The organism is Streptomyces griseoflavus (assembly GCF_014649995.1).
GTDB classification, from domain to species: Bacteria; Actinomycetota; Actinomycetes; order Streptomycetales; family Streptomycetaceae; genus Streptomyces; species Streptomyces griseoflavus.
Window position 1 is genome coordinate 34,764 of the sequence record NZ_BMUC01000010.1, and the last position, 25,203, is coordinate 59,966.

A 25,203-nucleotide genomic window follows, 5' to 3' on the forward strand; every position below is an offset into this window, starting at 1 on the left:
CTACTTCGTCAGCGAGGCGACGAGGGCGTCGGCGTACGCCTCCATCGATCCGGTGCCGCCGAACATCCAGATGCCGTCGGACAGCCGGTGCACGTCGCCGGACTTCACGAACGGCAGCGACTTCCACACGGAGTTGCCGGCGAGTTCCTTGCCGAAGGGGTCGCTGTTGGCGTCGCCCTCGTTGCCGATGTAGGCGAACTGCACCTTGCCCAGGCCGGTCAGGCCCTCCACGTCGGTGGCGGCCAGGCCGTAGGCCTCGTCGCCCTTGAGCTTCCAGGCGTTCTTCAGTCCGAGCCGCTCGTTGACCCCGCCGATGAGCGAACCGGCCGTGTAGGGGCGGACGGAGACCTGGTTGGAGGTGACGTAGCCGTCGGCGAAGGCGATCTCCGCGCCGTTCAGGCCGGCGTCGGCGAGGGCCTTCCTGCCCTCGGCGAGCTTGGCGTCGAAGTCCTTCTTCAGGGCCGTGGCGCGCTCGGTGGTGCCGGTCGCCTCGGCGATGAGGTCGAGGTTCTTCAGCATCCGCCCGACCGGGTCGGCGGCGTCGGCGGACTTCACGGTGACGACCGGGGCGACCTTGCGCAACTGCTCGACGGCGGCCGGCTGGAGGTCGCTGGTGGCGACGATGAGGTCGGGCTCGAGGGCGGCGATGGTGTCCATGCTGGGTTCGCCGCGGGTGCCGATGTCCTTGGGCTCGTTCTTGAGCGGAACGGCGGAGTCCCATGCCTGGTAACCCTTGACGTCGGCCACGCCGACCGGGTCGACACCGAGCGAGATCAGGTGCTCGACGACGTTCCACTCGGTGCCGACGACCTTCTCGGCGGGGCCGTCGAGTTCGACCTTCTTGCCGGAGGCGTCGGTGAGGGTGATCGCCTCGGTGGACTCCTTGGTGTCGTCGGCGGCGGGTTCGGTGGTTCCGCAGGCGGCGAGCAGGAGGGCGGCGGCGGCCAGGGGCGCGGTGCGCAGGAGGCGTCTCATGAGGTGGTACGGAGCCTTTCGCTTCGGGTGTGGTGGCGGCCGACGGCGCGGGTGCGCAGGCGGCCGGTCAGGGGGTCGGTGTCGACGTCGATCCGGATGCCGTAGACCTCGGTCAGGCGCTCCGGGGTGAGGACCTCCTCGGGCCGTCCCTCGGCGACGACGCGGCCGGACGCGAGCAGCACGATCCGGTCGGCGACGGACGCCGCCTGGTCGAGGTCGTGCAGGACGACACCGACCGTGATGCCGTGGTCCTCGGCGAGGTCGCGCATGAGGTCGAGGAGTTCGACCTGGTAGCGCAGGTCGAGGTAGGTGGTGGGTTCGTCGAGGAGGAGGACGCCGGTCTCCTGGGCGAGGCAGCCGGCCAGCCACACGCGCTGGAGCTGTCCTCCCGAGAGGTGTTCGGCTCCGCGCCCGGCGAGTTCCGAGACGCCGGTGAGGGCGAGTGCCCGGTCCACGGCCGCGCGTCCGCCGGGGTCCGCGCCGCCCCACCGGCCGCGGTGCGGGTAACGGCCGAACTCGACGACGTCGCGCACGGTCAGCCCGCTGGGGGTGGGGCGCGCCTGCAGCAGCAGGGCGACGCGGCGGGAGAACTCCCGCGGGCTGAGGGCGAGTGCGTCGGTGGCGGTGTCGAGCGTGAGCGCGGCAGTGCGGGGCCGCTGCAGCCGGGCGACCGTGCGCAGCAGGGTCGACTTGCCGCTGCCGTTCGGGCCCACCAGGGCTGTCACCTCGCCGGGCCGCAGGGTCAGCGCCGCGCCGTGCAGGACGTCCGTGCCGTCGTACGCCACGGTCACATCGGTGGCCGTCAGTTCGTGACCACGCGGGCCCAGGGCCGCCTCTTCACCAGGAATCACAGGGCAAGGTTAGCCTACCCTTAGCTGACGTGATCAGGGGGTGACCTGCGACAAGGCCGGGAAGGTCCTGGCCGGACGTCAGAAGGCGTAGCGCACGCCGAGCCACGGCGTGTGGCGGGCGAGGAGTTCGCGCAGCTCCGCGAGGGCGTGCCGTTTGACGCCCGCGCGGTAGCGGAGGTTGAGGGCGCCGTTCTGCGAACGCTTGGTCTCCTGCTCGGCGGGCCGCCACAGCAGGTCCTCACCGCGCGGGTGCCAGCGGAGGTTGACCTCGTGCAGGTCCGCGCTGTGGGTGAGCATGATGACCTCGGCCAGCGCCTGCCGTTTGACGCGCCGGGGCAGTACGTCGTCCATGTGCCGCAGCAGTTCCGCCCACGCCTCCTGCCAGCCGGGGCGGACGACGACCGGCGAGAGGTTGAAGTGCACCTCGTAGCCCGCGTCGAGGAAGTCCGCGGCGGCGGCGATCCGCCGGTCGACCGGGCTGGTGCGCAGGTCCAGCAGGCGGGAGTCCCCGGCCGGCATCACCGAGAAGCGGACGCGGGTGCGGCCGCGCGGGTCGAGGTCCAGCAGGTCGGGGTTGACGAACTTCGTCGCGAAGGACGCCTTGGCGGTGGGCCAGGCGCGGAAGGCGCGCACCAGGTCGGCGGTGTTGTCGCAGACGAGGGCGTCGACCGAGCAGTCGCCGTTCTCCCCGATGTCGTACACCCATGCCTCGGGGTCGCACTGGTTGGGCTCCGGTTTGGGGCCCTGCGCGGCGACATGGCGTCCGAGGTGGGCGATGATCGCGTCGATGTTGGTGAAGAGGGTGATCGGGTTGGCGAAGCCCTTGCGGCGGGGGACGTAGCAGTACACGCAGGACAGGGCGCAGCCGTTGGAGGGGCCGGGGGCGATCCAGTCGGCGGACCGGCCGTTGGGCCGCGTGGTGAGGGTCTTCTTCACGCCCAGCACGAGCGTGTGGCGTTTGATCCGCATCCAGCGGTCCGCGCTTCCCTCGTTGCCGTGCAGTTCGGGGATGCGCCAGTGGGAGTCCACCTCGATCAGCCGGGCCCCGGGGAACCGGGCCAGGATCTCCCGGCCGCGGGGCGAGACCGCGGCGGCCGGTTCGGCGTGGATCTCCCGGATCGCGAGGAGCCGGCGCGCCTGCGCGGAGTCCCGGAAGGCGGAAGTGGCGGGCTCCGGCCCGGTCACGGGCTCCAGCAGCAGCTCGTCGAGTCCGAAGAGCGGCTCCTGGGGGCCGTGGGAGCGGGAAGAGTGGTGGCTCATGTCCTGACCGGCTGCTCGGACGGGGCGGCGGTGCGGGAGGCGGCCGCCGGCCGGGCCCGGCGGAACCCGGTCTTCCGCTCCACTGTACGGCGCCGGGCCGCCCGGCGACGCCGACGGCCCCGCGGGTCACCGCCGGTCCGCGCCTCCGCCAGGACGGTCAGGGCCGGACGGCCGCCGGAGGTCACCGGCGGCCGTCCGGTCATGTGGTGGTCGCGCAGGGACCGGGAGGGTCAGGCCCGGGCGGTGAAGCGCTCCCAGACGCGGTGCGCGCCCAGCAGCTCGCGGACCTGCGCGAGGACGGTCGTACCGGAGTCGGCGACGACGACGCCGGGAGCGCCGGCGGGGACGCCGGCCGCGGTGAGGGCCGTCTCGCCGCCCGCCCACGCGCCGATCGCCTTGCCGTGCCGGAAGGCCTCCGCCAGCAGCTGGTCGACCCGCGGGTCGGTCGACGGCCGGGGCGCGGCGGGCGCGCCCTTGCCGTCGCGCGCGCCGGGCGCGTCGCCGCCGACGGCCGGCGGGCCCGCCACCAGGACGGCGTCGAACTCGATGGAGCGTGCCGTGACGTAGCTGCGCTGGGCCGTCAGCGTGCTCCCGCCCGTTCCGAGCGTGCCGCCGTTCGGCGCGACGACCAGCGGAACCATACCGGCCTCGAGCACCGCGTCGCGTACCGCGTGCACCCCGTCGAGGTCGCCGTCCGGGGCGGTGAGGATGCCGATGACGCGGCCGTCCACCGGCCAGGTCCGCCCGAGCTGCGAGAGCGCCGGGCTCGGCTCCACGTCGGCGAGCGGCACGGTGGGCTCCGGCGCGGGCAGCCCGAGGCCCTCGGCGACGCCGGCGCACAGCTCGGGATCGATGTTGGCCAGGACCTGCAGGGTCCGTACCCGGATGGCTTCCTCGTAGCACTTGCCCAGCTCGAAGGTGTAGGCCCCGATGATGTGTTCGCGCTCCACCGGGCTCATGCTCAGCCAGAACCGGCGGGGCTGGCTGAAGTGGTCGGCGAACGACTCCGGCGCCTCCCGCACCTTCCGCCCCTCCGGGACGGTCACCGGCGTCTCGACGAAGGCGCCCATGTCCGCGCCCGCGGTGAACGGGCAGCCGCCGTCGAGGGAGTTGGGCCGGTAGGGGGCCACCCCGCGGTGCACGGCGGTCTGGTGCATGCCGTCGCGCAGCATGTCGTTGACCGGCGCGTGGGGCCGGTTGATGGGCAGCTGGGGGAAGTTGGGGCCGCCGAGGCGGGTGATCTGGGTGTCGAGATACGAGAACAGCCGTCCGGCGAGCAGCGGGTCGTCGGTGACGTCGATACCGGGCACGAGGTGCCCGACGTGGAAGGCCACCTGCTCGGTCTCGGCGAAGAAGTTGGACGGGTTGCGGTCGAGGGTCATCAGCCCGATGGGCTGCACCGGCGCGAGCTCTTCGGGCACGATGTTCGTCGGGTCCAGCAGGTCGATGCCCTCGAAGGTCTGGTCGGGGGTGTCGGGGAAGGTCTGGATGCCCAGTTCCCACTGCGGGTACGCGCCCGCCTCGATGGCGTCGGCGAGGTCCCGGCGGTGGAAGTCGGGGTCGTTGCCGTTGATGAGCTGGGCCTCGTCCCACACCAGGGAGTGCACGCCCAGCTTGGGCTTCCAGTGGAACTTCACCAGGGTCGTGCCGCCCTCGGCGTTCACCAGGCGGAAGGTGTGGACGCCGAAGCCCTCCATCATCCGGTAGGAGCGCGGGATGCCGCGGTCGCCCATGAAGAAGAGCGTGTGGTGGGTGGCCTCGGTGTGCAGCGAGACGAAGTCCCAGAAGGTGTCGTGCGCGCTCTGCGCCTGCGGGATCTCCCGGTCGGGGTGCGGCTTCGCGGCGTGCACCACGTCGGGGAACTTGATGGCGTCCTGGATGAAGAAAACCGGGATGTTGTTGCCGACGAGGTCGAAAACGCCCTCGCTGGTGTAGAACTTCGTCGCGAAGCCCCGGGTGTCGCGCACCGTGTCGGCGGAGCCGCGCGAGCCGACCACCGTGGAGAACCGCACGAACACCGGAGTCTCGACATCCGGCGCGAGGAAGCCCGCCTTGGTCACCGAGGACGCCGTGCCGTAGGACTGGAAGACCCCGTGCGCGCCGGCGCCGCGGGCGTGGACCACGCGCTCCGGGATGCGCTCGTGGTCGAAGTGCATGATCTTCTCGCGCAGGTGGTGGTCCTGGAGCAGCACGGGACCGCGCGGGCCCGCCTTGAGCGAGTGGTCGGTGTCGGGCAGCCGTGTGCCCTGCGCGTTCGTCAGATAGCTGCCGGACTGCGCCATCCTGGCCTGGTCGGCCCCGGTCGGCGAGCCGGTGGGCGAGACGGTGTCCGGGCCGCTCTGGTCGGGCTTCGGCGGCAGCGGGTCGCGGGGCTCCGTCGGCTCGGCCACGGTGGGCGGCTCGGAATTCGGCCGGCCGGGAATCCCGTCGGCCGGGGCCGAGGCGTCGCCCTGCAGGGTCTCGGTGATCTTCTTCGCTGCCCGCTTGACGGGGTTGGCCTCGCTCATGAAGGTGACACTCCTCCGCTCAGGACCGGCCACGGAAGATCGGTGGCCGTGTGTTCGGTTGCCGATTGCGGGCGATCCAATGGCGCAAAGCACTCGAATAGGGCATCGGGTTCCGTCAACGTCTCACGGTGGGGTCCGCCCCGCAGCGGGCGTGGCGCGATGGAGTGAACCCCCGCGTCGCACCACCCGCGCCGCACACCGCTTTCGCACTCCCACCGGATCGACCGCCCAGCCCGCGTACCCCTCGGCGGGAAGTCAAGGCATGCGGATTCGCCGCGGTGTGCGCCGCAGGGTCAGAACAGGTGCCCCTGGTCGGCCGGGGTGGTGCGGCGCCGCGGGCGGGGCGGGGCGGGCTGCCGCGGCGGGGCCTGTTCACCGAACAGCGGCTCGGTGCCGTACTCGTCGGGCTCGGCCGGCACCACGACGGGCCCCGTGCCGACGTTGAGGCACAGGGGGGCGTCGCTGTCGAAGTCCCCGGGCGTCATGTCCGTCCAGTCGCGTTCCCGACGCTCACTCACCGACGCTCCGCTCCCCGTCCACCCGGCCAGGCTATCGGCCGTACGGTGCCCCGCGGGCGACGGACCGCACGGTGACGTGCGCTCAAGAGACGTAGGTCACACCCGCGTTGCCGTCACACCGCCGGGACCCGGTCCGTCAGTGAGGTGCGACCAGCGAAACCGACCAAGGAGGCCCCCATGGACGCGCGTCTCGACTTCTTCGGCAACCCCCTCGCCGCCAAGGTGCTGCGGCACATCAACTCGGCGGGCAGGGTGGTGACGGACTCCGGTCTGCCGCACGCCACCCAGGAACTGGTGAAGATCCGCGCCAGCCAGATCAACGGCTGCGGCTTCTGCACCGACATGCACACCAAGGACGCCGCCGCGGCCGGGGAGACCCCGCTCCGCCTCCACCTGGTCGCCGCCTGGCGCGAGGCCACCGTCTTCACCGACGCCGAACGCGCGGCCCTGAAGCTGACCGAGCAGGGCACCCGCATCGCCGACGCCGCCGGCGGTGTCACGGACGAGGCCTGGGCGGACGCGGCCGAGCACTACGACGAGGACCAGCTCGCCGCCCTGATCTCCCTGATCGCCGTCATCAACGCCTACAACCGCGTCAACGTCATCAACCGGCAGCCCGCGGGCGGCTACCGGCCCGGCCAGTTCGGCTGAGCCCATGACGAGGGGGCGCACTCGCCGGGCGAGTGCGCCCCCTGTTGTCCGCGCCGCCGGCTCAGGACTCCGCGCGCCGCGGCAGGCGCCAGTTCGGGCGTACGAAATGGCAGGTGTAGCCCTCCGGGTAGCGCTGCAGGTAGTCCTGGTGCTCCGGCTCGGCCTCCCAGAAGGGCCCGGCCGGCGCCACCTCGGTCACCACCTTGCCCGGCCACAGCCCGGAGGCGTCGACGTCGGCGATCGTGTCCTCGGCCACGCGCTTCTGCTCGTCGTCGAAGTAGAAGATGGCCGAGCGGTAGCTCGTGCCGATGTCGTTGCCCTGCCGGTTCCTGGTGCTCGGGTCGTGGATCTGGAAGAAGAACTCCAGGATCCTGCGGTAGTCGGTCACCGCCGGGTCGAAGGTGATCTCGATCGACTCGGCATGGGTGCCGTGGTTGCGGTAGGTCGCGTCGGGCACGTCACCGCCGCTGTATCCGACGCGGGTGGACAGCACGCCCGGGAAGGTGCGGATCAGCTCCTGCATGCCCCAGAAGCAGCCGCCCGCGAGCAGTGCCCTCTCCTCGGTCCTCGTCATGTCGTCTCGCCCTTCTCCCAGGTGTCCTGCGACGTTCCCCCGTGGAAACCCCGTCGGGAACCCCATTGTTCCGGCCCCCTGCGGACCGCCCCGCGGCGGGCTGGCTACTCTGCCGCCATGCTGGTCGACACGCGGGCGTGGGTGGAGAGGGAACTGTCGGCGGGCGAACGCGTGGAGGCGGTGGTGCCGCTGCGCGGGGGCTGGACGTCGCGGATGCGCAGGCTGGATCTCCGCGGGCCCGCGGGGCGGCGGTCCCTGGTGCTGCGGTCGTTCGTCGACCCGTTCTTCGTACGGCACGCCGAGGGGCTGCTGAACCGCGAGGCCGAGGTGCTGGCCCTGCTCGGGGACACGGACGTGCCCGCCGCCGCGCTCGTCGCGGTGGACGCGACGGCGCGGCACTGCGACCGGCCCTCGCTGCTGATGTCGCTGCTGCCCGGGACGGTACGGGTGGACGACGAGGAGGCTCCCGAACGTGCCGGGCCGCTCGCCCGGCAGTTGCTGCGCATCCATCGCGTGCCGGTGACCGGGCGGAGCCGGCCCCGCGTCTATCAGGCGTGGACGTCTCCCGAGCGGGTGAGTCCGCCGGAGGACACCGGACGGCCGGAGCTGTGGCGGCGCGCCGTCGACGTCATCCGCCGGGAGCCACCGGCGTACCGGGGGTGTTTCCTGCACCGTGACTTCCACCCCGGCAACGTGCTGTTCTCCGGGGACGGCGCGGACCTGCGGATCAGCGGGGTCGTCGACTGGGTGGAAACCTCGTGGGGACCGGCCGACCTGGACGTCGCCCACTGTGCGACGGCCCTGGCGCTGCTGCACGGAGTCCCCGCGGGGATGCGTTTCGCGGACCTGTACGCCGCCGCGGGCGGCACGCTGGAGGAGGAGCCCGGCGCGCACCTGTACTGGCGGCTGCTCGACGCGCTGGCCTTCGCCCCCGACGCGGAGAAGGTGGCCGTCCCCTGGCGGGAGCTGGGCCGCACCGATCTGACGCCCGGCGCCCTGACGCGGAGGCTGGAGGACTACCTGGCGGCCCTGCTGGAGCGGTACGGCTGAAGACGCGGGGCCCTCGGGCAGGTCTCAGGCGAGGAGGGAGATGCGGGCGGTGATGCTCTTCCCGGACGCTCCCTGGCGCACGTCAAGGGCCTGGGCGACGGCCATCACGATCTCCAGGCCGTGCTGCCCCACCCGGTCGGGATCGGCGTTGCGCGCCACGGGCGCCTCGGGGTTGCCGTCGTGGACGATCACCTCGACGGCGTCGCCGGCGAGCCGCAGGTCCAGTCCGACCGGGCCCGGCGCGTACTTGCGGGCATTGGTGACCAGCTCGCTCACGACGAGCTGGGTGATCTCGACCGCCCGGGTCGACACCGACAGGCCGTCCTCCGTCCTTGCCCGGGTGAGGAACGCGGCCGCGAGGTGGCGGGCCTGGGCGATCCAGGCTCCGTCCCCTTCCAGAGCGTAGGAGGCCTGCCTCCCGGGTGCGCGAGGCACCGTGTCCCCCTCGTCGACAGGAACTGGTTCCATCCGGTCCGCCTTTACTCACCGATCACACCGCGCGACTACCCGCATCGCTCCCCCGCACGCCACAGAAGTGTGACAGGTACCTCGGACAACTCAGTCGGCCAGGTGCCGTTCCATCCAGTCGGCGGCGGTGCGGCGGAACCGGCGGCGGTTGTCGGCGCGCCGGAAGTCGTGGCCCTCGTGGCGCAGCAGGAGGAGTTCCGCCTCCAGTCCGCGTTCCCTCGCGGCCCGCACGAACTGTTCGGACTCGCCCGGCGGCACGTTGCTGTCGTGCTCGCCGTGCACGGCGAGAACCGGGGCGCGCAGGGCGTCGACGCGGCTCATCGGCGACAGCGAGCGCAGCAGTTCCCGGTCGTGTTCCGGATGCCCGTACTTGTGGGCGGCGGACTGCGCGATCCAGGGTTCGGTCCCGGCGAAGAAGGTGGCGAAGTCCGACATGCCGCAGACCGCCACACCGGTGCGGAACAGGTCCGGGTGCCACACCAGGGACGCCATCACCAGGTAGCCGCCGTACGAACGGCCCATCACCGCCATCCGCCGCGGATCGGCCAGACCGCGGACCATCACGTGTGCCGCGCAGTCCGCGACGTCGTTGATGGCGTCGAAACGTCCCGCGCCCAGGTCGGCGTCGACGAAGGAGCGGCCGTGCCCGGACGAACCGCGCACGTCGGGCGCGAACACGTCCAGTCCCCGGCCGAGCAGTTCGAGGTAGAGCGGTTCGAGCACCGGACGTTCCTGTTCCTCCGGTCCGCCGTGCAGGTGCAGCACACACGGTGCGGGCTCGCCGGGCGAGCGGCCCGGCGCCCGGTAGTACCAGCCGCCGAGGGTGAGTCCGTCGCGGGCCCTGGGGCTCATGGGCATCGGCCGTACGGGGGTGCGGCCGGCCGGGAGGGCGTCCTCGTCGCGGGAGGACCACGGGGTGCGCAGGGGCAGCCCGTGCGGCAGCCACCACACACCGGGGTGCCGCCGGGAGCCGGACAGTGCGACGACGGTGATGTCGGGGTCCGGGGTGGGCGCGATGCGCGTGACCACCTCGTGGGGCAGGTCGACGGTCCGTGCGGCGCCGGCGGAAGGGGCGCGGGACGACGGGAGGCGGGCCGACAGGTCGGGCGACCGGGACGTGGTCAGCTCGGCCACCTCCAGCTCGCTGACCCCGCGCACGTTCCACGCCAGGACCGCCCGCCGTCCGTCCCGGCCCAGGGCGAGCAGTTCCAGGCCGCAGTCGGGCCGCTCGGCGACCACCGTGGTGCCGAGGAGGTGTCCCAGCGGATCGAGGCGCGCGGCGACGAGGGCGGCGTGTTCGCGGCCGCCGTCGCTGCGCAGCCACACCGTGCCGCCGTCCGGTGAGAAGCCGCCGATCCAGGGGTCGCCGTCGGCCACCGGCAGCGCACACGTCACCACCCGGTCGGCGGTGCGGACGACGAGGGCCTCGCGGCGTCCGCGGGGGCCCCGGTACACCAGGGCCAGCCTGCCGTCCCGGCTGAGGTCGCAGACGCGCTGGTTGGCCGCGCCGCGTTCGCTCGCCAGCAGCACGGGCGCCGCCATGCCCTCGGGGTCGACGAGATAGGCGGACAGGGCCCTGGCTTCCGGGTCCCCGGCGGACAGCGCCCGGTCGCCGTCCGTGACCGCTCCGCGGCGCGGCCTCACCGCGCCGGGCTCCAGCAGCACCGCCCGGGGGTCCCACCCGGCGCGGGCGGGCCGGGAGGCGCCGTCCGCCCCGGGGCGGGGGGTGACGGGCTGCCCGGGCGGGGAGGAGTCGGTGACGGTCACCGCGACCGCCGAACCGTCGTGCTGCCAGCAGCCCAGGCGCGCGGAGGTGCCCGGTTCACCGCCGGCCAGCAGGTGCCGGCCGGTGCCGTCGGGGCGCACGCACAGGACGCTGGTGAGCTCCCCGCCGTCCGGCGCGACGGTGTAGGCGATCCAGCGCCCGTCCGGGGACCAGGACACCTCCGTGACCGGATCGGGCTCGGCGTCGAGCCGGCGCACCTCCTCGCCGGCCACCGGGGCGGTCCACAGCTGCGGCACCCCGGCCCGGTCGCAGATGAAGGCGACGTGTCGCCCTTCGGGATCGACCGAGGGGTACCAGCAGCCGTGGACGGCCGGGGGCGGGACGTCGTACGGCGTGGCGGTGTCGGCGAGCGGGGCGGGTTCCGGTGCGGGCAGCGCCCGCGTGGTGGCGTCGGTGCGGGTGTCCCTCACCGTCAGCGGATCCCGTGCGCCTGCAGCCAGGTCTCCAGCAGCGCGGTCTGCCACAGGGTGTTCGCTCCTCGCCTGGTGCGGTGCTCGTTGGGCGCGGCGAGGAGTTCGTCGACGAACTCCTCACGGAAGAGGCCCCGGGCCCTGGCCTCGGGGGCGGTCAGCGTCTCGCGGACGCGCTGGAGGACGGGGCCGGCCATGTGCTTGATCGCCGGGACGGGGAAGTAGCCCTTGGGCCGGTCGACGACCTGGCGCGGCAGGACCCGGCGGCCGGCGGCCTTCAGGACGCCCTTGCCCCCGTCCGCGAGTTTCAGCTCGGGCGGGCAGGCGGCGGCCAGTTCGACGAGTTCGTGGTCGAGGAACGGCACCCGGGCCTCCAGGCCCCAGTCCATCGTCATGTTGTCGACCCGCTTGACCGGGTCGTCGACCATCATGACGAGGGTGTCGAGGCGGAGATCGGCGTCGAGCGCCGTTTCGGCGCCCTCGGCCGCCATGTGCGCGCGGACGAAGTCGGCGGAGGTGTCCCGGGCGGGCAGCAGGTCCGGCTGGAGCATGGCCGCGAGGTCGTCGTGCGAACGGTCGAAGTAGGTGTCGATGTACGCCTCGGCGGCGCCGGCACGCGACGCGCCGGCCATCGCCGGGTACCAGTCGTACCCGGCGAACACCTCGTCGGCGCCCTGGCCGCTCTGCACGACCTTGACCTCCTTGGCCACCTGTTCCGACAGCAGGTGGAAGGCCACCACGTCGTGGCTCATCATCGGCTCGCTCATGGCGCGGACCGCCCCGTCGAGGGCGCCGGCGACCCGGTCGGAGGGGACCATCAGCTGGTGGTGGCGGGTGTCGAAGTGCCGGGCCACGAGGTCGGAGTAGTGGAACTCGTCGCCCTCCTCGTCGCCCTCCGACTCGAATCCGACGCTGAAGGTCGCGAGGTCGTCCTGGCCCTCCTCGGCCAGCAGGGCCACGATCAGGCTGGAGTCCAGGCCGCCGGAGAGCAGCACGCCGACCGGGACGTCGGCGACCATCCGGCGGCGTACGGCGGTGCGCAGGGCGTCGAGGACGGCGTCGGTCCAGTCGTCGGCGCCGAGGCCGGCGAACTCGGGCCGGCGGGTGTGGACGGGGTTCCAGTAGAGGCGGTCGTGGTGGCTGCCGTCGGGCTGGACGACCCGCACCGTGGCCGGGGGCAGCTTGCGCACGCCGCTCAGGACGGTGCGGGGCGCGGCGACGGTGGCGTGCCAGGAGAAGTACTGGTGCAGTGCCACGGGGTCCAGCGAGGTGTCGACGCCGCCGGCCGCGAGCAGCGCGGGCAGGGAGGAGGCGAACCTGAGGCGTTCGGGTGTGGCGGAGAGGTAGAGCGGCTTGATGCCGAGCCGGTCGCGGGCCAGGACCACGCGGCCGGTGTCCTGCTCGACGATCGCGAACGCGAACATGCCGTGGAAGCGCTCGACGCAGGCCGTGCCCCACTGCTGGTACGCCTTGAGCACCACCTCGGTGTCGGAGTGCGAGAAGAAGCGGTGGCCGAGGGCGTGCAGTTCGTCGCGCAGCTCGCGGTAGTTGTAGACACAGCCGTTGAAGACGCCGGCGAGGCGGGCCCCGGGGTCGGTCATGGGCTGGGCGCCGCTCTCCGACAGGTCGATGATCCGCAGCCGGCGGTGCCCCAGGGCCGCCGGTCCCTGGGACCACAGGCCGCGCCCGTCGGGTCCGCGGGCCGCGAGCCGGTCGGTCATGCGCTCCACCGCCGCGATGTCCGGCCGCCCGCCGTCGAACCGTATCTCCCCGCTGAGGCCGCACATCAGTGGCTCCTCCTGTCCCTCGGGGCCGGATCAAGGCCCTTGTCGTGCTCCTGGTCCTGGTCCTGGTTCTGTTCCCGGGGCGGGGAAGCGTGCGTGCTGCTGCACATGGCGCTGTGACACTCTCCTTCGTCGGGGATGGTTGCGGTCGCGCATGGGGGACCCGGGGTCGGGTGGCCCGTCCGGATCAGCCGGTGGCGCCCGGGACGGGGGCCGGGTGGACGGGGGCCGGGCTCCGGCCCGTGCCGCGCCGTCCGGCCGGGCGGGGACGGCGGTGGCCGACGGTGCCGGACGTGAGGGGGTCGCCGCGGGTCTCGGCGACCAGCAGGTCGACGCCGGCGAGCAGGTCCTCACGCTCCACCGTCCGGCGCAGCCGCTGCGCCGCGCTGCCGGTCGCGAGGGCCTCCTCGAGGAGGGCGCTCACGGTGGCGTGGTCGCCGGACCGCTCCAGCGCGGGGCGCAGCCGGCGCAGCATGCCGCGCAGCACCGCGGGGGCGGGAGCCGCGCGCCGGGTGGCCGGATCGACCAGGGGGCCTTCGAGGCCCGACCGCGCGGCGCGCCAGGTGGCGGCGCGCAGCCACTCGTGGTGGCCGTCGCATCCGGTGTGCTCCCCGCGCTCCAGGCGGTGCAGGGCGTCGATGACCAGGGCGCGGAAGAGTCCGGCGACCAGCGCGACGGTCTCGGTGCGCGGGCAGGCGTCGCAGACGCGCAGCTCCAGCGTGGGCTGGTGGGCCGACGGCCGTACGTCCTGGTAGAGCATTCCGGTGTCGCTGATGACGCCCGCGCCGATCAGTTCCTCCATGGCGGCGTCGTACTCGGCGGCGTCCCGGTAGCAGCCGGCGGGTCCGGCGGTCGGCCACCGCTGCCACAGCATGGTGCGCCAGCTGGCGTAGCCGGTGTCGGACCCGAGCCAGAACGGTGAGCTGGCCGACAGGGCGAGCAGCGGCGGCAGCCAGGGCGAGACCAGGCACATGGCTCGCACCGCGGTGTCCCGGTCGGGTATGTCGACGTGTATCTGGGCGCTGCAGATCAGCTGTTCGTCGGCGAGCCGGCGGTAGTCGTCGGCCATGCGCCGGAACCGGGAGTCCGCGGTGACGTCGTGGGAGGTGACGTGGGCCAGCGGGACGGTGCCGGCGGCCACGACGGCCAGGCCGGAGGAGGAGGCGGCCGCGTCCAGCCGGCGCCGGGTGGCGGACAGGTCGGTGAAGAGGCCGTCCAGTGTGGCGTGGACGCGACTGTTGCTCTCCACGGCCGTCTGCTGCAGCTCACGGCTGAATCCCGGTCCTTCGAGCCGTCCGAGCAGTGTGTCGGCCCGCGGCACGAGCCGGCCGCTCTCCACGTCCACGACGTGGAACTCTTCCTCTGCTCCGATGTGCACGGTCACTGCTGGTCCCCTTGCCCGTAGTCCGAGCCGTCCCCGTCCGGGACCCGAGGTCACCGGCGGTGGATGCGGCAGGTTCCGGGTGCCCCGATAGCGGTGGGCGCAATCGGACGACGGCCTTCCCCCGCTCGGATGAGCGGGCCGAGGGCCGCGCGCGGCGGTCGGGACGCGAGGGCCGTCCGGGGCCTGCCTACGGGCGCTCGCGCATGTCGAACACCTGGTCAAGTCCGGTGAGGCTCAGCAGACGCCGGAGGTTGGCGGGGACGGCCACCAGGACGACCTCGGCCCCGGCCGAGACGGCGTGGTTGCGTACGGCGATCAGTGCGGTGATACCGCTGGAGTCGCAGAACTCCAGCCTGCCGAGGTCCACGGTCAGGCGCCGTCCGGTGGACAGGACCACGGCGTGCGCGGCCTGGCGCAGCCGCGGCGCGCTGGTGTAGTCGAGGTCGCCGGCGACCTCCAGGTCGAGGCCGGCGGACGTCGGTGACTCTCTGATCGTCAGGGGTTTCATCTCGCGCTTCTGGATCCGGTGTCGGTGCGGGCGGGCAGGCCGATGGCGAGCAGGGCGGTGTCGTCGTCCAGTCCGTCGCCGAAACCACGGAGCAGGTCCTTCAGGGCGTCGACCAGGTCGTGCGGAGCCGTGGGAGCCAGCCCGGCGGCGAAGGACTCCAGGGCCTCGTCACCGTACATCTCGTGGTGGGGGCCGACACGGGCCTCGGTGAGGCCGTCCGTGTAGAGCAGCAGCGTGTCACCCGGTTGCAGGGTGGTGTGCGCGGGGGCGAACCGCGCCGAGGGAAAGGCCCCGACGAGCATGCCTCCCGCGGTGGCGAGGGTGTCCACCCGGCCGTCCGCGCGCAGCACCAGCGCGGGCGGGTGGCCGCCGGAGGCCAGGCGGACCTCCAGCGTGTCCCCCACGCGGTCCATGACACCGACCACGGCGGTGCAGTAGCGGGGGTCGTCGCCGGTGTACCGGTCGAGCAGCGCCGTGTTCAGCACGGCGAGATCGGCGACGGGGTCGACGTCGTGGAGCAGGGCGGTGCGCAGGGTGTAGCGGGTGAGGGAGGTCAGTGCGGCGGCCTGCGGTCCCTTGCCGCAGACGTCGCCGAGGAAGAAGGCGGTCCGTGTGTCGTCGAGCGCGAAGAGGTCGTAGAAGTCGCCGCCCAGCTGCATGGTGGAGGCCGTGTGGTAGTGGCAGGCGGCCCGCACGCCGGGTATGTCGGGCAGGGTCTCGGGCAGCAGGCTGCGCTGCAGCACCTGCAGCGTCTCGCGCAGCCGCTCGCGGTCGGCCTCCGCCTGCCGGTGGGCCTCTTCGGCCGCGCGGCGGGCCCGCAGCAGTTCCTGCTCGTAGGCGCGCCGGTCCGTGGCGTCGAAGACGGTGGTCCGGATCAGCAGCGGCTCGCCGTCGTGGCTCTTCTTGAGGGTCGAGGTGAGCAGGACCGGCAGCCGGGAGCCCGTCGCGGTCTTCAGCTCCAGTGCGATGCCGCCCAGGTGTCCCTGGATGCGCAGCAGGGGGGCGAAGTGCGTCTCGTGGTAGAGCTTGCCGCCGACGGTGAGCAGGTCGCTGAAGCGCATCCGGCCCACCACGTCGGCGCGGGAGAGTCCGAGCCAGCCCAGCAGGGTGGCGTTGATCTTGGCGATGGTGCCGTCCAGCAGGGTGGACAGGTAGCCGCAGGGAGCCGATTCGTAGAGCTCTTCCGCCGAGTCCTCCAGCAGCGCGCTGAAGGCGGCGTGCGTGCCGGGCACGCCGGCGCCCGGCTCGTCCGGCCCGCTCCCGGCCCGGTTCATCGTCCCAGGGCCGAGACGAAGGACCGGATCGCCGCGGCGGTGGCCTCCGGGGCGCTGAGCTGGGGGCAGTGGCCGGTGGCGGGCAGGGTGACCAGCTCGCTGCCGGGTATCGCGGCGTGGACGTAGCGGCCCACCTCCGGGGGTGCGATGACGTCCTGCTCGCAGTCCAGGACGAGCGTGGGGACGGTGACGTTCCCGAGGTCCTTGCGGCTGTCGGACAGGAAGGTGGTGCGCGCGAAGACCCGGGCGATGTCCGGGTCGGTGGCGCAGAAGCTGTTGGTGAGCTCCTCGCCCAGCCGGGGCCGGTCCGGGTTCCCCATGATCACCGGAGCCATCGCCGCCGACCAGCCGAGGTAGTTGGACTCCAGCGATTCGAGGAGTTCGTCGATGTCCTCCGCGGTGAAGCCGCCGCGGTAGCCCTCCTCGTCGATGTAGCACGGTGAGGGGCACACCATGACCAGGGCGCCGATCCGGTCCGGGGCCATGGCACGGGCCAGCACGCCGGTCATCGCGCTCACGGAGTGCCCGACCACGACGGCGTCCCGCAGATCGAGTTCCTCGCAGACCTCCACCACGTCACGGGCGTAGCCGTCCAGGGACGAGTAGCGCTCCTCCCGCCAGGCCGACAGGTCGGAGCCGCCGGCGCCCACGTAGTCGAAGAGGACGACGCGGTTCTCCTCGGCCAGGGCCGGCTCCACGAGGCGCCACATGTTCTGGTCGCAGCCGAATCCGTGCACCAGCACCACGGTGCGGCCGGAGGCGTTCCCGGTCACACGGATGTTGTTCCTGCGGTGGATGCTCATCCGACCATGCTCGCACGACACGCCGGTGATCCCCTCGTGGGTGTCCCGGCCGGAAGCCCCGGCCCGCTCCCGGACCCGGCGGTGAAGGTGCCCGGTCCGGGACGGCCCGCCGGAAGGTGACGGTGCGTTGATTACAGTGGGCCCGCCAGTATCCGGCGATTCATGGACCAGTGAGGTAATCGCGAACCATGCCGACCGAAACGTTTGAGTTCCAGGTAGAGGCCCGTCAGCTGCTCCAGCTGATGATCCACTCGGTCTACTCGAACAAGGACGTCTTCCTGCGGGAACTCGTCTCCAACGCCTCCGACGCGCTCGACAAGCTGCGTCTGGCCGCGCTGCGGGACGACACGCTCGACGCCGACGTCTCCGACCTGCACATCGAGCTGGAGATCGACCGGGACGCCCGTACGCTCACCGTGCGGGACAACGGCATCGGGATGTCGTACGACGAGGTCGGGCAGCTCATCGGCACCATCGCCAACTCGGGCACCGCCGAGTTCCTGCGGGAGCTGAAGGAGGCGCAGGACGCGGCCGGGGCGGAGGGCCTGATCGGCCAGTTCGGTGTCGGTTTCTACTCGGGCTTCATGGTCGCGGACGAGGTCACCCTGCTCACCCGCCGGGCCGGGGAGCCGCAGGGCACCCGCTGGTCGTCCCGCGGTGAGGGCACCTACACGCTGGAACGGGTCGACGACGCGCCGCAGGGCACCTCGGTCGTCCTGCACCTCAAGCCGGCCGACCCGGACAACCAGCTGCACGACTACACCTCGGTGTGGAAGGTCAAGGAGATCGTCAAGCGCTACTCGGACTTCATCACCTGGCCGGTGAGGCTGGTCGGGGAGAAGGACGGGGACGGCGGGGCGGCGGAGCCCGAGACGCTGAACTCGATGAAGGCGCTGTGGGCGCGCTCGCGGGAGGAGGTGTCGGAGGAGGAGTACCACGAGCTGTACAAGCACATCGGCCACGACTGGCGCGAACCGCTGGAGACCATCCAGCTGCAGGCCGAGGGCACCTTCGAGTACCAGGCCCTGCTGTTCGTCCCGGCGCACGCCCCGCACGACCTGTTCAGCCAGAACTTCCGGCACGGGCTGCAGCTGTACGTGAAGCGCGTCTTCATCATGGACGACTGCGAGGCGCTGCTGCCGCCGTACCTGCGCTTCGTCAAGGGTGTGGTCGACGCCCAGGACCTCTCGCTGAACGTGTCCCGCGAGATCCTCCAGCAGGACCGGCACATCCGGATGATGCAGCGCCGGCTGACGAAGAAGGTCCTGGCGTCGGTCAAGAGCATGCTGACCGGTGACGCCGAGCGGTACGCCACGTTCTGGCGGGAGTTCGGCGCGGTGCTGAAGGAGGGGCTGGTCACCGACCCCGACAACCGTGACGCGCTGCTCGCGGTGGCGTCCTTCGCGACCACCCGCGGGGACGGGGAGACGGTCACGCTGAAGCAGTACGTGGAGCGGATGCCGGACGGGCAGGACGACATCTACTACATCACCGGTGAGTCCCGCGAGAGCGTCGAGAGCTCCCCGCACATGGAGGCGTTCCGGGAGCGCGGTGTCGAGGTGCTGCTGCTGACCGACCCGGTCGACGAGGTGTGGACCGACGCGGTGGGCGAGTTCGAGGGCAAGCGGCTGCGGTCGGTCGCCAAGGGCGAGATCGACCTCGCGGCCCGGGAGGACGACCGCGGTGAGGGCGAGCGGGAGAAGCAGGCCGAGGCGTACGCGGGCCTGCTCGGCTGGATGCGGGAGCGGCTGGCGGAGGACGTCAAGGAGGTGCGCCTCTCGACGCGGCTGACGGTGTCCCCGGCCTGTCTCGTCGCCGACGCGAACGATCTGTCACCGGCGCTGGAGAGCATGTACCGGGCCATGGGCCAGGAGGTGCCGCACGCCCGGCGCATCCTCGAACTCAACCCGGACCACGCCCTGGTGAAGAGCCTGAACGAGGCGTACGGGGAGCGCGAGGACCACGCGGAGCTCACGGAGACCGCCGAACTGCTCCACTCGCTGGCCGTGCTCGCGGAGGGCGGCCGGCCGAAGGACCCGGCGCGCTTCGTGCAGCAGATGGCCAACCGGCTGGAGCGCACCCTGTGAGGTGACCGCGGGCCCCGTCCGCGTCCGGACGCGGACGGGGCCCGGCGCGCCGCCGGGCCGCCCGCGCATGCCGGGCGCGGTGGCGGTCAGCGCTCCGCGTCGTCGTCCCGTCCGGCGCCGTCCTCCGCCTCCACGGGGGTGCCGTCCCGGGCCAGGCGGTCGGCCAGGTCGTCGCGCAGCAGCCGGTCGCGGTCGAGTCCGTGGGTGCGGTAGGCGGTGCGGGCGATGATCTGGCTGGTGATCGGGACGGTGAACAGCTGGAAGAGGGCGACGAGCAGCAGCACCGGAGCGTGCCGCAGGGACATCTGCGCGGCCGCTCCCACGAGGATGAGCAGCACTCCCAGCGTCTGGGCCTTGGCGGCGGCGTGCAGCCTGCTCACGGTGTCGGGGAAGCGGTGCAGTCCCACCGCGCCCAGCAGGCAGAAGACGGCCCCGGCCGGGAGGAGCACCGCCGTGACCACGTCCCGTAGGACGGTCATCGCATTCCCTTCCGCTTCTCGATCAGGTGGGCCGCGGTCACCGACCCGATGAAGGCGAGGAGGGCGACGACGACGAGCACGGGGGCGGACGTCGTGTCGTTCCGCGCGACCATGCCCACCGCGGTCCCGGCGAGGACCATGGTCACGAGGACGTCGAGCGCCATGATGCGGTCGAGCGCGGCCGGGCCGCGGACCAGGCGCAGCAGGGTCAGCAGGCCCGCCACCGCCAGCACGGTCAGCGTGATCCCGTAGAGCACGGTCATCGTTCTCCCTCCCGGAACTGCTGCTCCCGCCCGTCCCGTTCACCGGAACCGGGCTCCTGGGCGTCGGCACGGTGGCTGTGGCCGACCGCGCGCGCGACCCGGCGTTCCACGGCCCGTACCTCGTCGCGGCGGCGGGCGACGTCCTGTTCGTCGCGTGTCGGCAGGGCGTGCACGTACAGCACCCCGCGGCGCCGGTCGATCTCCGTCACCACGGTGCCCGGGCTGATGGTGACGACCTCGGCCACCAGGGTGATCAGCAGGTCGGTGTCGACGCGCAGCGGGATCTCGATGATCGCGGTGGAGGTTCTCCTGCCGTGGCGCAGGGCCTGCCAGGCGACGGCCGCTCCGGCTCCGACGATCTCCGTGCACACGTGGGCCAGCAGTCGCGCGATCCGCAGCGGCCGGGGCACCGCTCCCGGCTGGAGGGGAGGAAGGGGGAAGGACAGGACCACGGCGACGGCCACGAGGAGGCCGCCGACGAGGACCACCGGCCCCGTGGATCCGGTGGATCCCCACAGCAGGATCCACAGGAACCACAGCCAGACGACCAGCGGCAGATGGCGCAGCGCCCGGCGGGCGCGTCGCGGCGGGGTCGGCGGGCCGGTCACCGGTTCCCCTCCCCCAGGACGGCGGAGCGGTACGCCTGCGGGTGCAGCAGGTCCTCGGCCGCTCGGGTGCCGAGGTCGGCGAGCGGGCCCGCCCACACGGCGATCGCGAGTCCGGTCACCGTCATGCCGGCCGCCGCGGCGAGCATGAGCCGCCCCGTCCCGCTCGTGCGCGCCGTGGGGGTGTCCGGCTCGGGCGGTGGCTCCTCGCCGTGGGCGGGCGCCCGTGCGGTGAGGGCCGCTGTCCACACCCGGGTCATCGCGTACAGCGTCAGGAGGCTGGTGAGGAGGGCCGACGCGGCGAGGGCGTACGCCGCCGGGCCGCCCTGCGCGGCCCCGGCCTGGAGGAGGGCCAGTTTGGCGATGAAGCCGGAGAACGGCGGGATCCCCGACAGGCTCATCGCCGGGACCGCGAACAGCGCGACGACCAGGACACCCGGGTACGGCCGTCGCGTCATGCGGTGCAGGGCCGCGGTCCCGGCACGGCCCACGACGAGGCCGGCGGCGAGGAAGAGGGCCGCCTGGACGACGATGTGGTGGACGACGTACAGGATGGAACCGGTCAGGCCCCGGGTGTCGAAGAGGGCCAGCCCGAACAGCATGTAGCCGATGTGGCTGACGAGGGTGAAGGACAGCAGCCGGTTGAGGTCGTCCTGGGCGATGGCGCCGAGGATTCCCACGATCATGGTGATGATCGCCGCGCAGGCCAGCAGGGTCCACACGTCGGTGCGGGGGAAGAGCAGTGTCTGGGTGCGCAGGAGCGCGTACACGCCGACCTTGGTCAGCAGTGCGGCGAACACGGCGGTGATCGGCGAGGGCGCGGTGGGGTAGCTGTCGGGCAGCCAGAAGTGCATCGGGATGATGGCCGTCTTGATCCCGAGGACCGACAGCAGCAGCAGGGCGAACGCGCCGTTCAGCCCGTCGGGGAGTTCGGCGAGCCGCGGGCCGAGCTGGGCCAGCGTGACGGTGCCGGTGGCCGCGTACACCAGGGCGATCAGGGAGAGGAACAGCAGGGAGGACGTCAGGCTGACGATCGTGTACGTCATGCCCGCGCTGGTGCGGCTCTCGTCGGCGTCCAGGGTGATGAGGACGTAGGACGCGGCGAGCATCACCTCGAAGGCGACGAAGAGGTTGAACAGGTCGCCGGAGAGGAACGCCAGGCTGACGCCCGTGACGAGCAGCAGGTAGGCGAGGTGGAAGACCACCGCCGCGCGGGGCCGCTCCTCGGCCGTGCCCTGTCCGATGGCGAAGACGAGCACGGCCAGGGCGACCAGCGTCGACACGGTGAGCAGCAGGGCCGACAGCCGGTCCGCCACGAGGGTGACGCCGAGGGGCGCGGGCCAGCCGCCGACGTGCAGCACCTGTGGTCCGCGGCTGTCGGCCAGGACCAGGAGCGCGGCCTCGCAGACCAGGACGACGGTCAGGACACCCGTGCTGAGGGCCCGCACCACGGCGTGGGGCAGGGGGAACAGGACCAGGCCGGCGCCCAGGACCGGCAGCAGGACGGGAAGGGCCGGCAGTGCCCCCGTCATCGGTTCCCCCCGTTCGTCGTGCCGTGCGCATCGTGTTCAGGGCCGGGCTCGTTCCGGGCGCGTTCCCGGGCGGTGCCGATCCGCCGGTCCTCCACGTCGTCGCGCACCTCGTCGTGCCCGGACAGGCGCCAGGACCGGTAGGCCAGGGCCACGAGGAAGACGGTGAGCCCGAAGGTGATCACGATCGCGGTGAGCGCCATGGCCTGCGGCAGGGGGTCGGCCGTCGGCGCGGTCTCCTCCCCGTCGAGCACCGGTGGCCGTCCGGGGCTGCCCCCGACGACCAGCAACAGCAGGTTGGTGCCGTGGCCGAGGAGGATGAAGCCGAAGACGATCCGCATCAGCGACCGCTGGAGCATGAGGTGGAACCCTGCCGTGAACAGGCCGCCGACCACCAGTGCCATCGTCACGTCGACCGAGTTCACCGGGTGCTTCCCTCGCTTTCCTCGTCCGCCGGGGTGCCGTCGTGTTCCAGCGCGACGCCCACCCCCGACAGCAGTTTGAGAACGACTCCGACGACGAGCAGGTAGACACCGACGTCGAAGAACAGGCTGGTGGCGATCTCGACCGTGCCCAGCACCGGCGGACGGACCGTCACCAGCGCGCTCTCCAGCGGTACGCCGCCGAACGCGAGCGGCGCGAGGCCGACGCCGGCCGCGAGCAGCAGTCCCGTGCCGGCGACCACGCCCGCCGGCACCCGTGCGGCCGCGCCGAGATCGGCCCGTCCGCCCACCAGGTACCGCAGCACGAAGGCGAGGCCCGCCACCAGGCCGCCGGAGAAGCCGCCGCCCGGACGGTAGTGGCCGGAGAACAGCAGGAACAGCGAGAACAGCAGGATCGAGGGGAACAGCAGACGGGTGGCCACCTCCAGCAGCACCGATCGTTCGCCGCCGGAGCGTTCGTCGGCGCCGGGCAGCCAGGTCCGCACGGGCTCGTCCCAGTGCGCGGTCGGGAACGTGCCGCCCGAGCCGCCGCCCGGGATCCGCTGCTCGGCTCCGGGCACCCGTACCAGGCTGATGACACCGATCGCCGTCACCAGGAGCACCGAGATCTCCCCCACGGTGTCCAGCGCGCGGAAGTCGACGATGATCGCGTTGACGATGTTCTTGGCGCCGGTCTCCGCGGCCCGCCGCGCGTAGTCGGCCGAGATCGCCGGAGCCGTGCGGGCGGCGGACGCGACCAGGGCGAAGCAGGTGACGAGGACGCCCACGGCGCCGGCCACCGCGGCCCGCGCCAGGCGCGCGCGTCGTCCGGTGCGGCCCGTGCCGAACCGGGGCGGCATCCGGCGCAGCACGAACACCACCATGACCAGCGTCATGGTCTCCACGAGGAACTGGGTGAGGGCCAGGTCGGGGGCGCCCCGCACCAGGAACACCGCCGCCACCCCGTAGCCCACGGCTCCGGCGAGGAGCACTCCGGTCAGCCGGTGCCGGGCGGAGACGACGGCCGCCGCCGCCGCCAGGATCACCACCGCGAGGAACGGTTCGACCGGGGACCACCACAGCGGCGGGGAGCCCGGCGAGGGCGCCGCGGCCGCCAGCGCGACGCCCGGCACCGCCACCAGGGTGGCCAGCAGCACGGTCAGGTAGACCGGCAGTGATCCGACCTGGGTGTGCCGGGTGACGACCGTGGCGAGCCGGTCGAGGCCCGCGGTCGCGTGGTCGAAGACGCGCTGCGCGTCCGGCAGTCGGGGCACCGTCCACGTGTCGCGGCCCACCGTGTGCACGAGACCGCCGAGGAGCAGGGTCAGCGCGGACAGGCCGAGTACGGGTGTGAAGCCGTGCCACAGGGCGAGTTCGTACGGGCCGTGCGGTCCCGGCGGGTACACGTCCGCGTAGGCGGTCGCGACGGCCGAGGTGGCCGCGTAGCCCACGCCGAGCACCAGGCCCGCGGCCGACAGGACGGCCACCGGTGCGACGAATCCGGGCGCGGGGCGCTCCGCTTCTTCCACCACGGCGTTGGGGCGCCCGCCGAAGGCGCCCGACACGAAGCGCGCGGCGTACGCCACGGTCAGGGCGGAGCCGATGACCACGGCCACTCCGAGCAGTTGGTGCGGGCCGATGCCGGTGCCGTACCAGAACGCCTCCAGGGTGGCTTCCTTGCCGACGAAGCCAAGGAGCGGCGGGAGACCGGCCATCGAGGCGGCGGCGAGGACGGCGACCGCGCACAGGACCGGCATGCGGTGTCTCGCCCCCGACAGTTCCCGGATGTCCCGCGTCCCCGTCTGGTGGTCCAGGATCCCGACCGTCAGGAACAGGGCCGCCTTGAACGCCGCGTGGGCGAGCAGCATCACCGTGCCGGCGAGCGCGGCGGTCCGCGTGCCGGCTCCCAGCAGGGCGGTCAGCAGGCCGAGTTCACTGATCGTGCCGTAGGCCAGCAGCAGCTTCAGGTCGGTCGCGCGCAGGGCGCGCCACGCGGCCAGCACCATCGTCGTCAGGCCCACGGCGAACACCATCGGCCGCCACGGGGGCACCTCGGCGAGGGCGGGCGCCAGCCGGGCCACCAGGTAGACCCCGGCCTTGACCATCGCGGCCGCGTGCAGGTAGGCGCTCACCGGTGTGGGGGCCACCATCGCCGCGGGCAGCCAGCCGTGCAGCGGCATCTGCCCGGACTTGGCGAACGCGCCGATCAGGACGAGCACCACCGCGGCGGACACCGTGCCGCCGCGCGGCGGGTCGGCCAGGATCTCCGAGACGCGGTAGGTGCCCGCGGTCTGCCCGAGCATGATGAAGCCGAGCAGCATGACCAGGCCGCCTGCCGTGGTCACCAGCAGCGCCTGCCGGGCGGCGCGGCGTTCCTCCTGGCGCTCGCCGCGGCCCTCGATGAGCAGGAAGGACGCGACCGTCGTCAGTTCCCAGAAGACGTACAGGACGAGGAGGTTGTCGGCCAGCACGAGTCCCGTCATCGTCCCGGCGAAGGCCAGCAGCCGGGCGGCCTGGCGGCCCGTGTCCCGTTCGACGTAGTAGCGGCAGTACAGCAGCACCAGGGCACCTACACCGGCGACGATCCACAGCATCAGCAGGGACAGCGCGTCCAGCCTCAGGTCGATCGTCAGTCCGAGTGACGGTGCCCAGGACAGGGACTCCCGGTAGTCCCCGCCGTCCAGGACCCCCGCCGCCCGCGTACTCGCCCAGACCACCGTCGCCAGCGGCACCAGGGCCGCCACGGTCCACACGGCACGGCCGAGCCGCCGCTGCCACCAGGGGATCGCCGCCGCGACTCCCGCGTAGGCGGCCAGCAGGAACAGCACCGCACCAACTCCTTCGTGGAACCCGGCCGTCGGCAGCGGCCCGTTCGGTCGTGGGGGGTGTACCCCGGTCGCCGGCCCTGAGTGCCCGATGACGTGGCATTCAATCCTGACGGGTGCGGCAGACGGGTGCGCGTCGCGGCGACGGCCGCCGCCGCGGACAGCGCCCCGGTCGGCGGCGGGACGGCCT

The 25,203-nt window shown here is 72.8% G+C and carries 22 protein-coding genes; 3 read left to right on the forward strand and 19 right to left on the reverse strand.

Going from position 1 to position 25,203, the window contains the following annotated elements; translation table 11 throughout:
- The 5 genes from IE172_RS21160 to IE172_RS21180 all read right to left on the reverse strand — a co-directional run bounded on the left by IE172_RS21160 (position 1) and on the right by IE172_RS21180 (position 6,111).
- On the reverse strand, positions 1–975 hold the full coding sequence (locus IE172_RS21160) for an ABC transporter substrate-binding protein (protein WP_190098843.1): 975 nt from the start codon (positions 973–975) through the stop codon (positions 1–3).
- Positions 972–1,826: an ABC transporter ATP-binding protein gene (locus tag IE172_RS21165; RefSeq protein WP_190098844.1), complete on the reverse strand. Its 855-nt coding sequence runs from the start codon at positions 1,824–1,826 to the stop codon at positions 972–974. Before IE172_RS21165 ends, IE172_RS21160 begins: the two co-directional genes overlap by 4 nt.
- A 78-nt stretch (positions 1,827–1,904) precedes the next feature.
- A complete protein-coding gene (locus tag IE172_RS21170) occupies positions 1,905–3,086 on the reverse strand; it encodes a spore photoproduct lyase family protein (RefSeq protein WP_190098845.1) in 1,182 nt (393 codons plus the stop codon).
- A 230-nt stretch (positions 3,087–3,316) separates the two neighbouring features.
- Positions 3,317–5,593, reverse strand: a complete 2,277-nt coding sequence (locus IE172_RS21175; RefSeq protein ID WP_190098846.1) for a catalase — start codon at positions 5,591–5,593, stop codon at positions 3,317–3,319.
- Positions 5,594–5,886: 293 nt separating this feature from the next.
- Complete coding sequence (locus IE172_RS21180) at positions 5,887–6,111, reverse strand: hypothetical protein (RefSeq protein WP_190098847.1); 225 nt, start codon at positions 6,109–6,111, stop codon at positions 5,887–5,889.
- 177 nt (positions 6,112–6,288) lie between these two features.
- Between IE172_RS21180 and IE172_RS21185 the strand changes: the two genes are divergently transcribed.
- Positions 6,289–6,762 (forward strand): carboxymuconolactone decarboxylase family protein, encoded by a 474-nt coding sequence (locus IE172_RS21185; RefSeq protein WP_190098848.1) that lies wholly within the window; start codon positions 6,289–6,291, stop codon positions 6,760–6,762.
- Between the two features lie 61 nt (positions 6,763–6,823).
- Here IE172_RS21185 and msrA read toward each other — a convergent pair whose 3' ends face one another.
- Complete coding sequence (gene msrA, locus IE172_RS21190; RefSeq protein WP_190098849.1) at positions 6,824–7,336, reverse strand: peptide-methionine (S)-S-oxide reductase MsrA; 513 nt, start codon at positions 7,334–7,336, stop codon at positions 6,824–6,826.
- 117 nt (positions 7,337–7,453) lie between these two features.
- Between msrA and IE172_RS21195 the strand changes: the two genes are divergently transcribed.
- Positions 7,454–8,386: a phosphotransferase family protein gene (locus IE172_RS21195; protein WP_190098850.1), complete on the forward strand. Its 933-nt coding sequence runs from the start codon at positions 7,454–7,456 to the stop codon at positions 8,384–8,386.
- 24 nt (positions 8,387–8,410) lie between these two features.
- Here IE172_RS21195 and IE172_RS21200 read toward each other — a convergent pair whose 3' ends face one another.
- From IE172_RS21200 to IE172_RS21230, 7 genes are all read right to left on the reverse strand, one after another.
- Positions 8,411–8,854: an ATP-binding protein gene (locus IE172_RS21200; RefSeq protein WP_190098851.1), complete on the reverse strand. Its 444-nt coding sequence runs from the start codon at positions 8,852–8,854 to the stop codon at positions 8,411–8,413.
- A 90-nt stretch (positions 8,855–8,944) separates the two neighbouring features.
- Positions 8,945–11,050, reverse strand: a complete 2,106-nt coding sequence (locus IE172_RS21205; RefSeq protein WP_229886243.1) for a S9 family peptidase — start codon at positions 11,048–11,050, stop codon at positions 8,945–8,947.
- Positions 11,051–11,052: 2 nt separating this feature from the next.
- Positions 11,053–12,837, reverse strand: coding sequence for an N-acetylglutaminylglutamine amidotransferase (locus IE172_RS21210; RefSeq protein ID WP_190098852.1), 1,785 nt, complete (start codon positions 12,835–12,837; stop codon positions 11,053–11,055).
- A gap of 184 nt (positions 12,838–13,021) precedes the next feature.
- Complete coding sequence (locus tag IE172_RS21215) at positions 13,022–14,218, reverse strand: carboxylate-amine ligase (RefSeq protein WP_190098853.1); 1,197 nt, start codon at positions 14,216–14,218, stop codon at positions 13,022–13,024.
- Positions 14,219–14,405: 187 nt separating this feature from the next.
- Complete coding sequence (locus tag IE172_RS21220) at positions 14,406–14,726, reverse strand: STAS domain-containing protein (protein ID WP_190098854.1); 321 nt, start codon at positions 14,724–14,726, stop codon at positions 14,406–14,408.
- Positions 14,723–16,000, reverse strand: coding sequence for a PP2C family protein-serine/threonine phosphatase (locus IE172_RS21225; protein WP_190098855.1), 1,278 nt, complete (start codon positions 15,998–16,000; stop codon positions 14,723–14,725). The genes IE172_RS21220 and IE172_RS21225 overlap by 4 nt, the downstream gene beginning before the upstream one ends.
- Positions 15,997–16,803 carry an alpha/beta fold hydrolase gene (locus IE172_RS21230; protein WP_190098856.1) on the reverse strand — a complete coding sequence of 269 codons (807 nt, stop codon included), beginning with the start codon at positions 16,801–16,803 and terminating at the stop codon, positions 15,997–15,999. Before IE172_RS21230 ends, IE172_RS21225 begins: the two co-directional genes overlap by 4 nt.
- Positions 16,804–16,991: 188 nt before the next feature.
- Here IE172_RS21230 and htpG point away from each other — a divergent pair, with 188 nt between their 5' ends.
- Entirely contained in the window at positions 16,992–18,890 is a 1,899-nt protein-coding gene (gene htpG / locus IE172_RS21235; protein WP_190098857.1) for a molecular chaperone HtpG, read from the forward strand.
- 86 nt (positions 18,891–18,976) lie between these two features.
- Here the strand turns inward: htpG and mnhG are convergent, their stop codons facing one another.
- The 6 genes from mnhG to IE172_RS21265 are packed head-to-tail and all read right to left on the reverse strand — an operon-like array spanning position 18,977 to position 25,016.
- On the reverse strand, positions 18,977–19,369 hold the full coding sequence (gene mnhG / locus IE172_RS21240; RefSeq protein ID WP_190098858.1) for a monovalent cation/H(+) antiporter subunit G: 393 nt from the start codon (positions 19,367–19,369) through the stop codon (positions 18,977–18,979).
- Complete coding sequence (locus IE172_RS21245) at positions 19,366–19,632, reverse strand: MrpF/PhaF family protein (protein ID WP_190098859.1); 267 nt, start codon at positions 19,630–19,632, stop codon at positions 19,366–19,368. Before IE172_RS21245 ends, mnhG begins: the two co-directional genes overlap by 4 nt.
- The gene (locus IE172_RS21250; RefSeq protein ID WP_190098860.1) at positions 19,629–20,240 is read right to left on the reverse strand and encodes a Na+/H+ antiporter subunit E; all 612 of its coding nucleotides are present in this window, start codon (positions 20,238–20,240) and stop codon (positions 19,629–19,631) included. The genes IE172_RS21245 and IE172_RS21250 overlap by 4 nt, the downstream gene beginning before the upstream one ends.
- The gene (locus IE172_RS21255; RefSeq protein ID WP_190098861.1) at positions 20,237–21,769 is read right to left on the reverse strand and encodes a Na+/H+ antiporter subunit D; all 1,533 of its coding nucleotides are present in this window, start codon (positions 21,767–21,769) and stop codon (positions 20,237–20,239) included. The genes IE172_RS21250 and IE172_RS21255 overlap by 4 nt, the downstream gene beginning before the upstream one ends.
- Positions 21,766–22,191, reverse strand: a complete 426-nt coding sequence (locus IE172_RS21260) for a Na(+)/H(+) antiporter subunit C (RefSeq protein ID WP_190098862.1) — start codon at positions 22,189–22,191, stop codon at positions 21,766–21,768. Before IE172_RS21260 ends, IE172_RS21255 begins: the two co-directional genes overlap by 4 nt.
- Entirely contained in the window at positions 22,188–25,016 is a 2,829-nt protein-coding gene (locus tag IE172_RS21265) for a Na+/H+ antiporter subunit A (RefSeq protein ID WP_190098863.1), read from the reverse strand. The genes IE172_RS21260 and IE172_RS21265 overlap by 4 nt, the downstream gene beginning before the upstream one ends.
- Positions 25,017–25,203 lie beyond the last annotated feature (187 nt).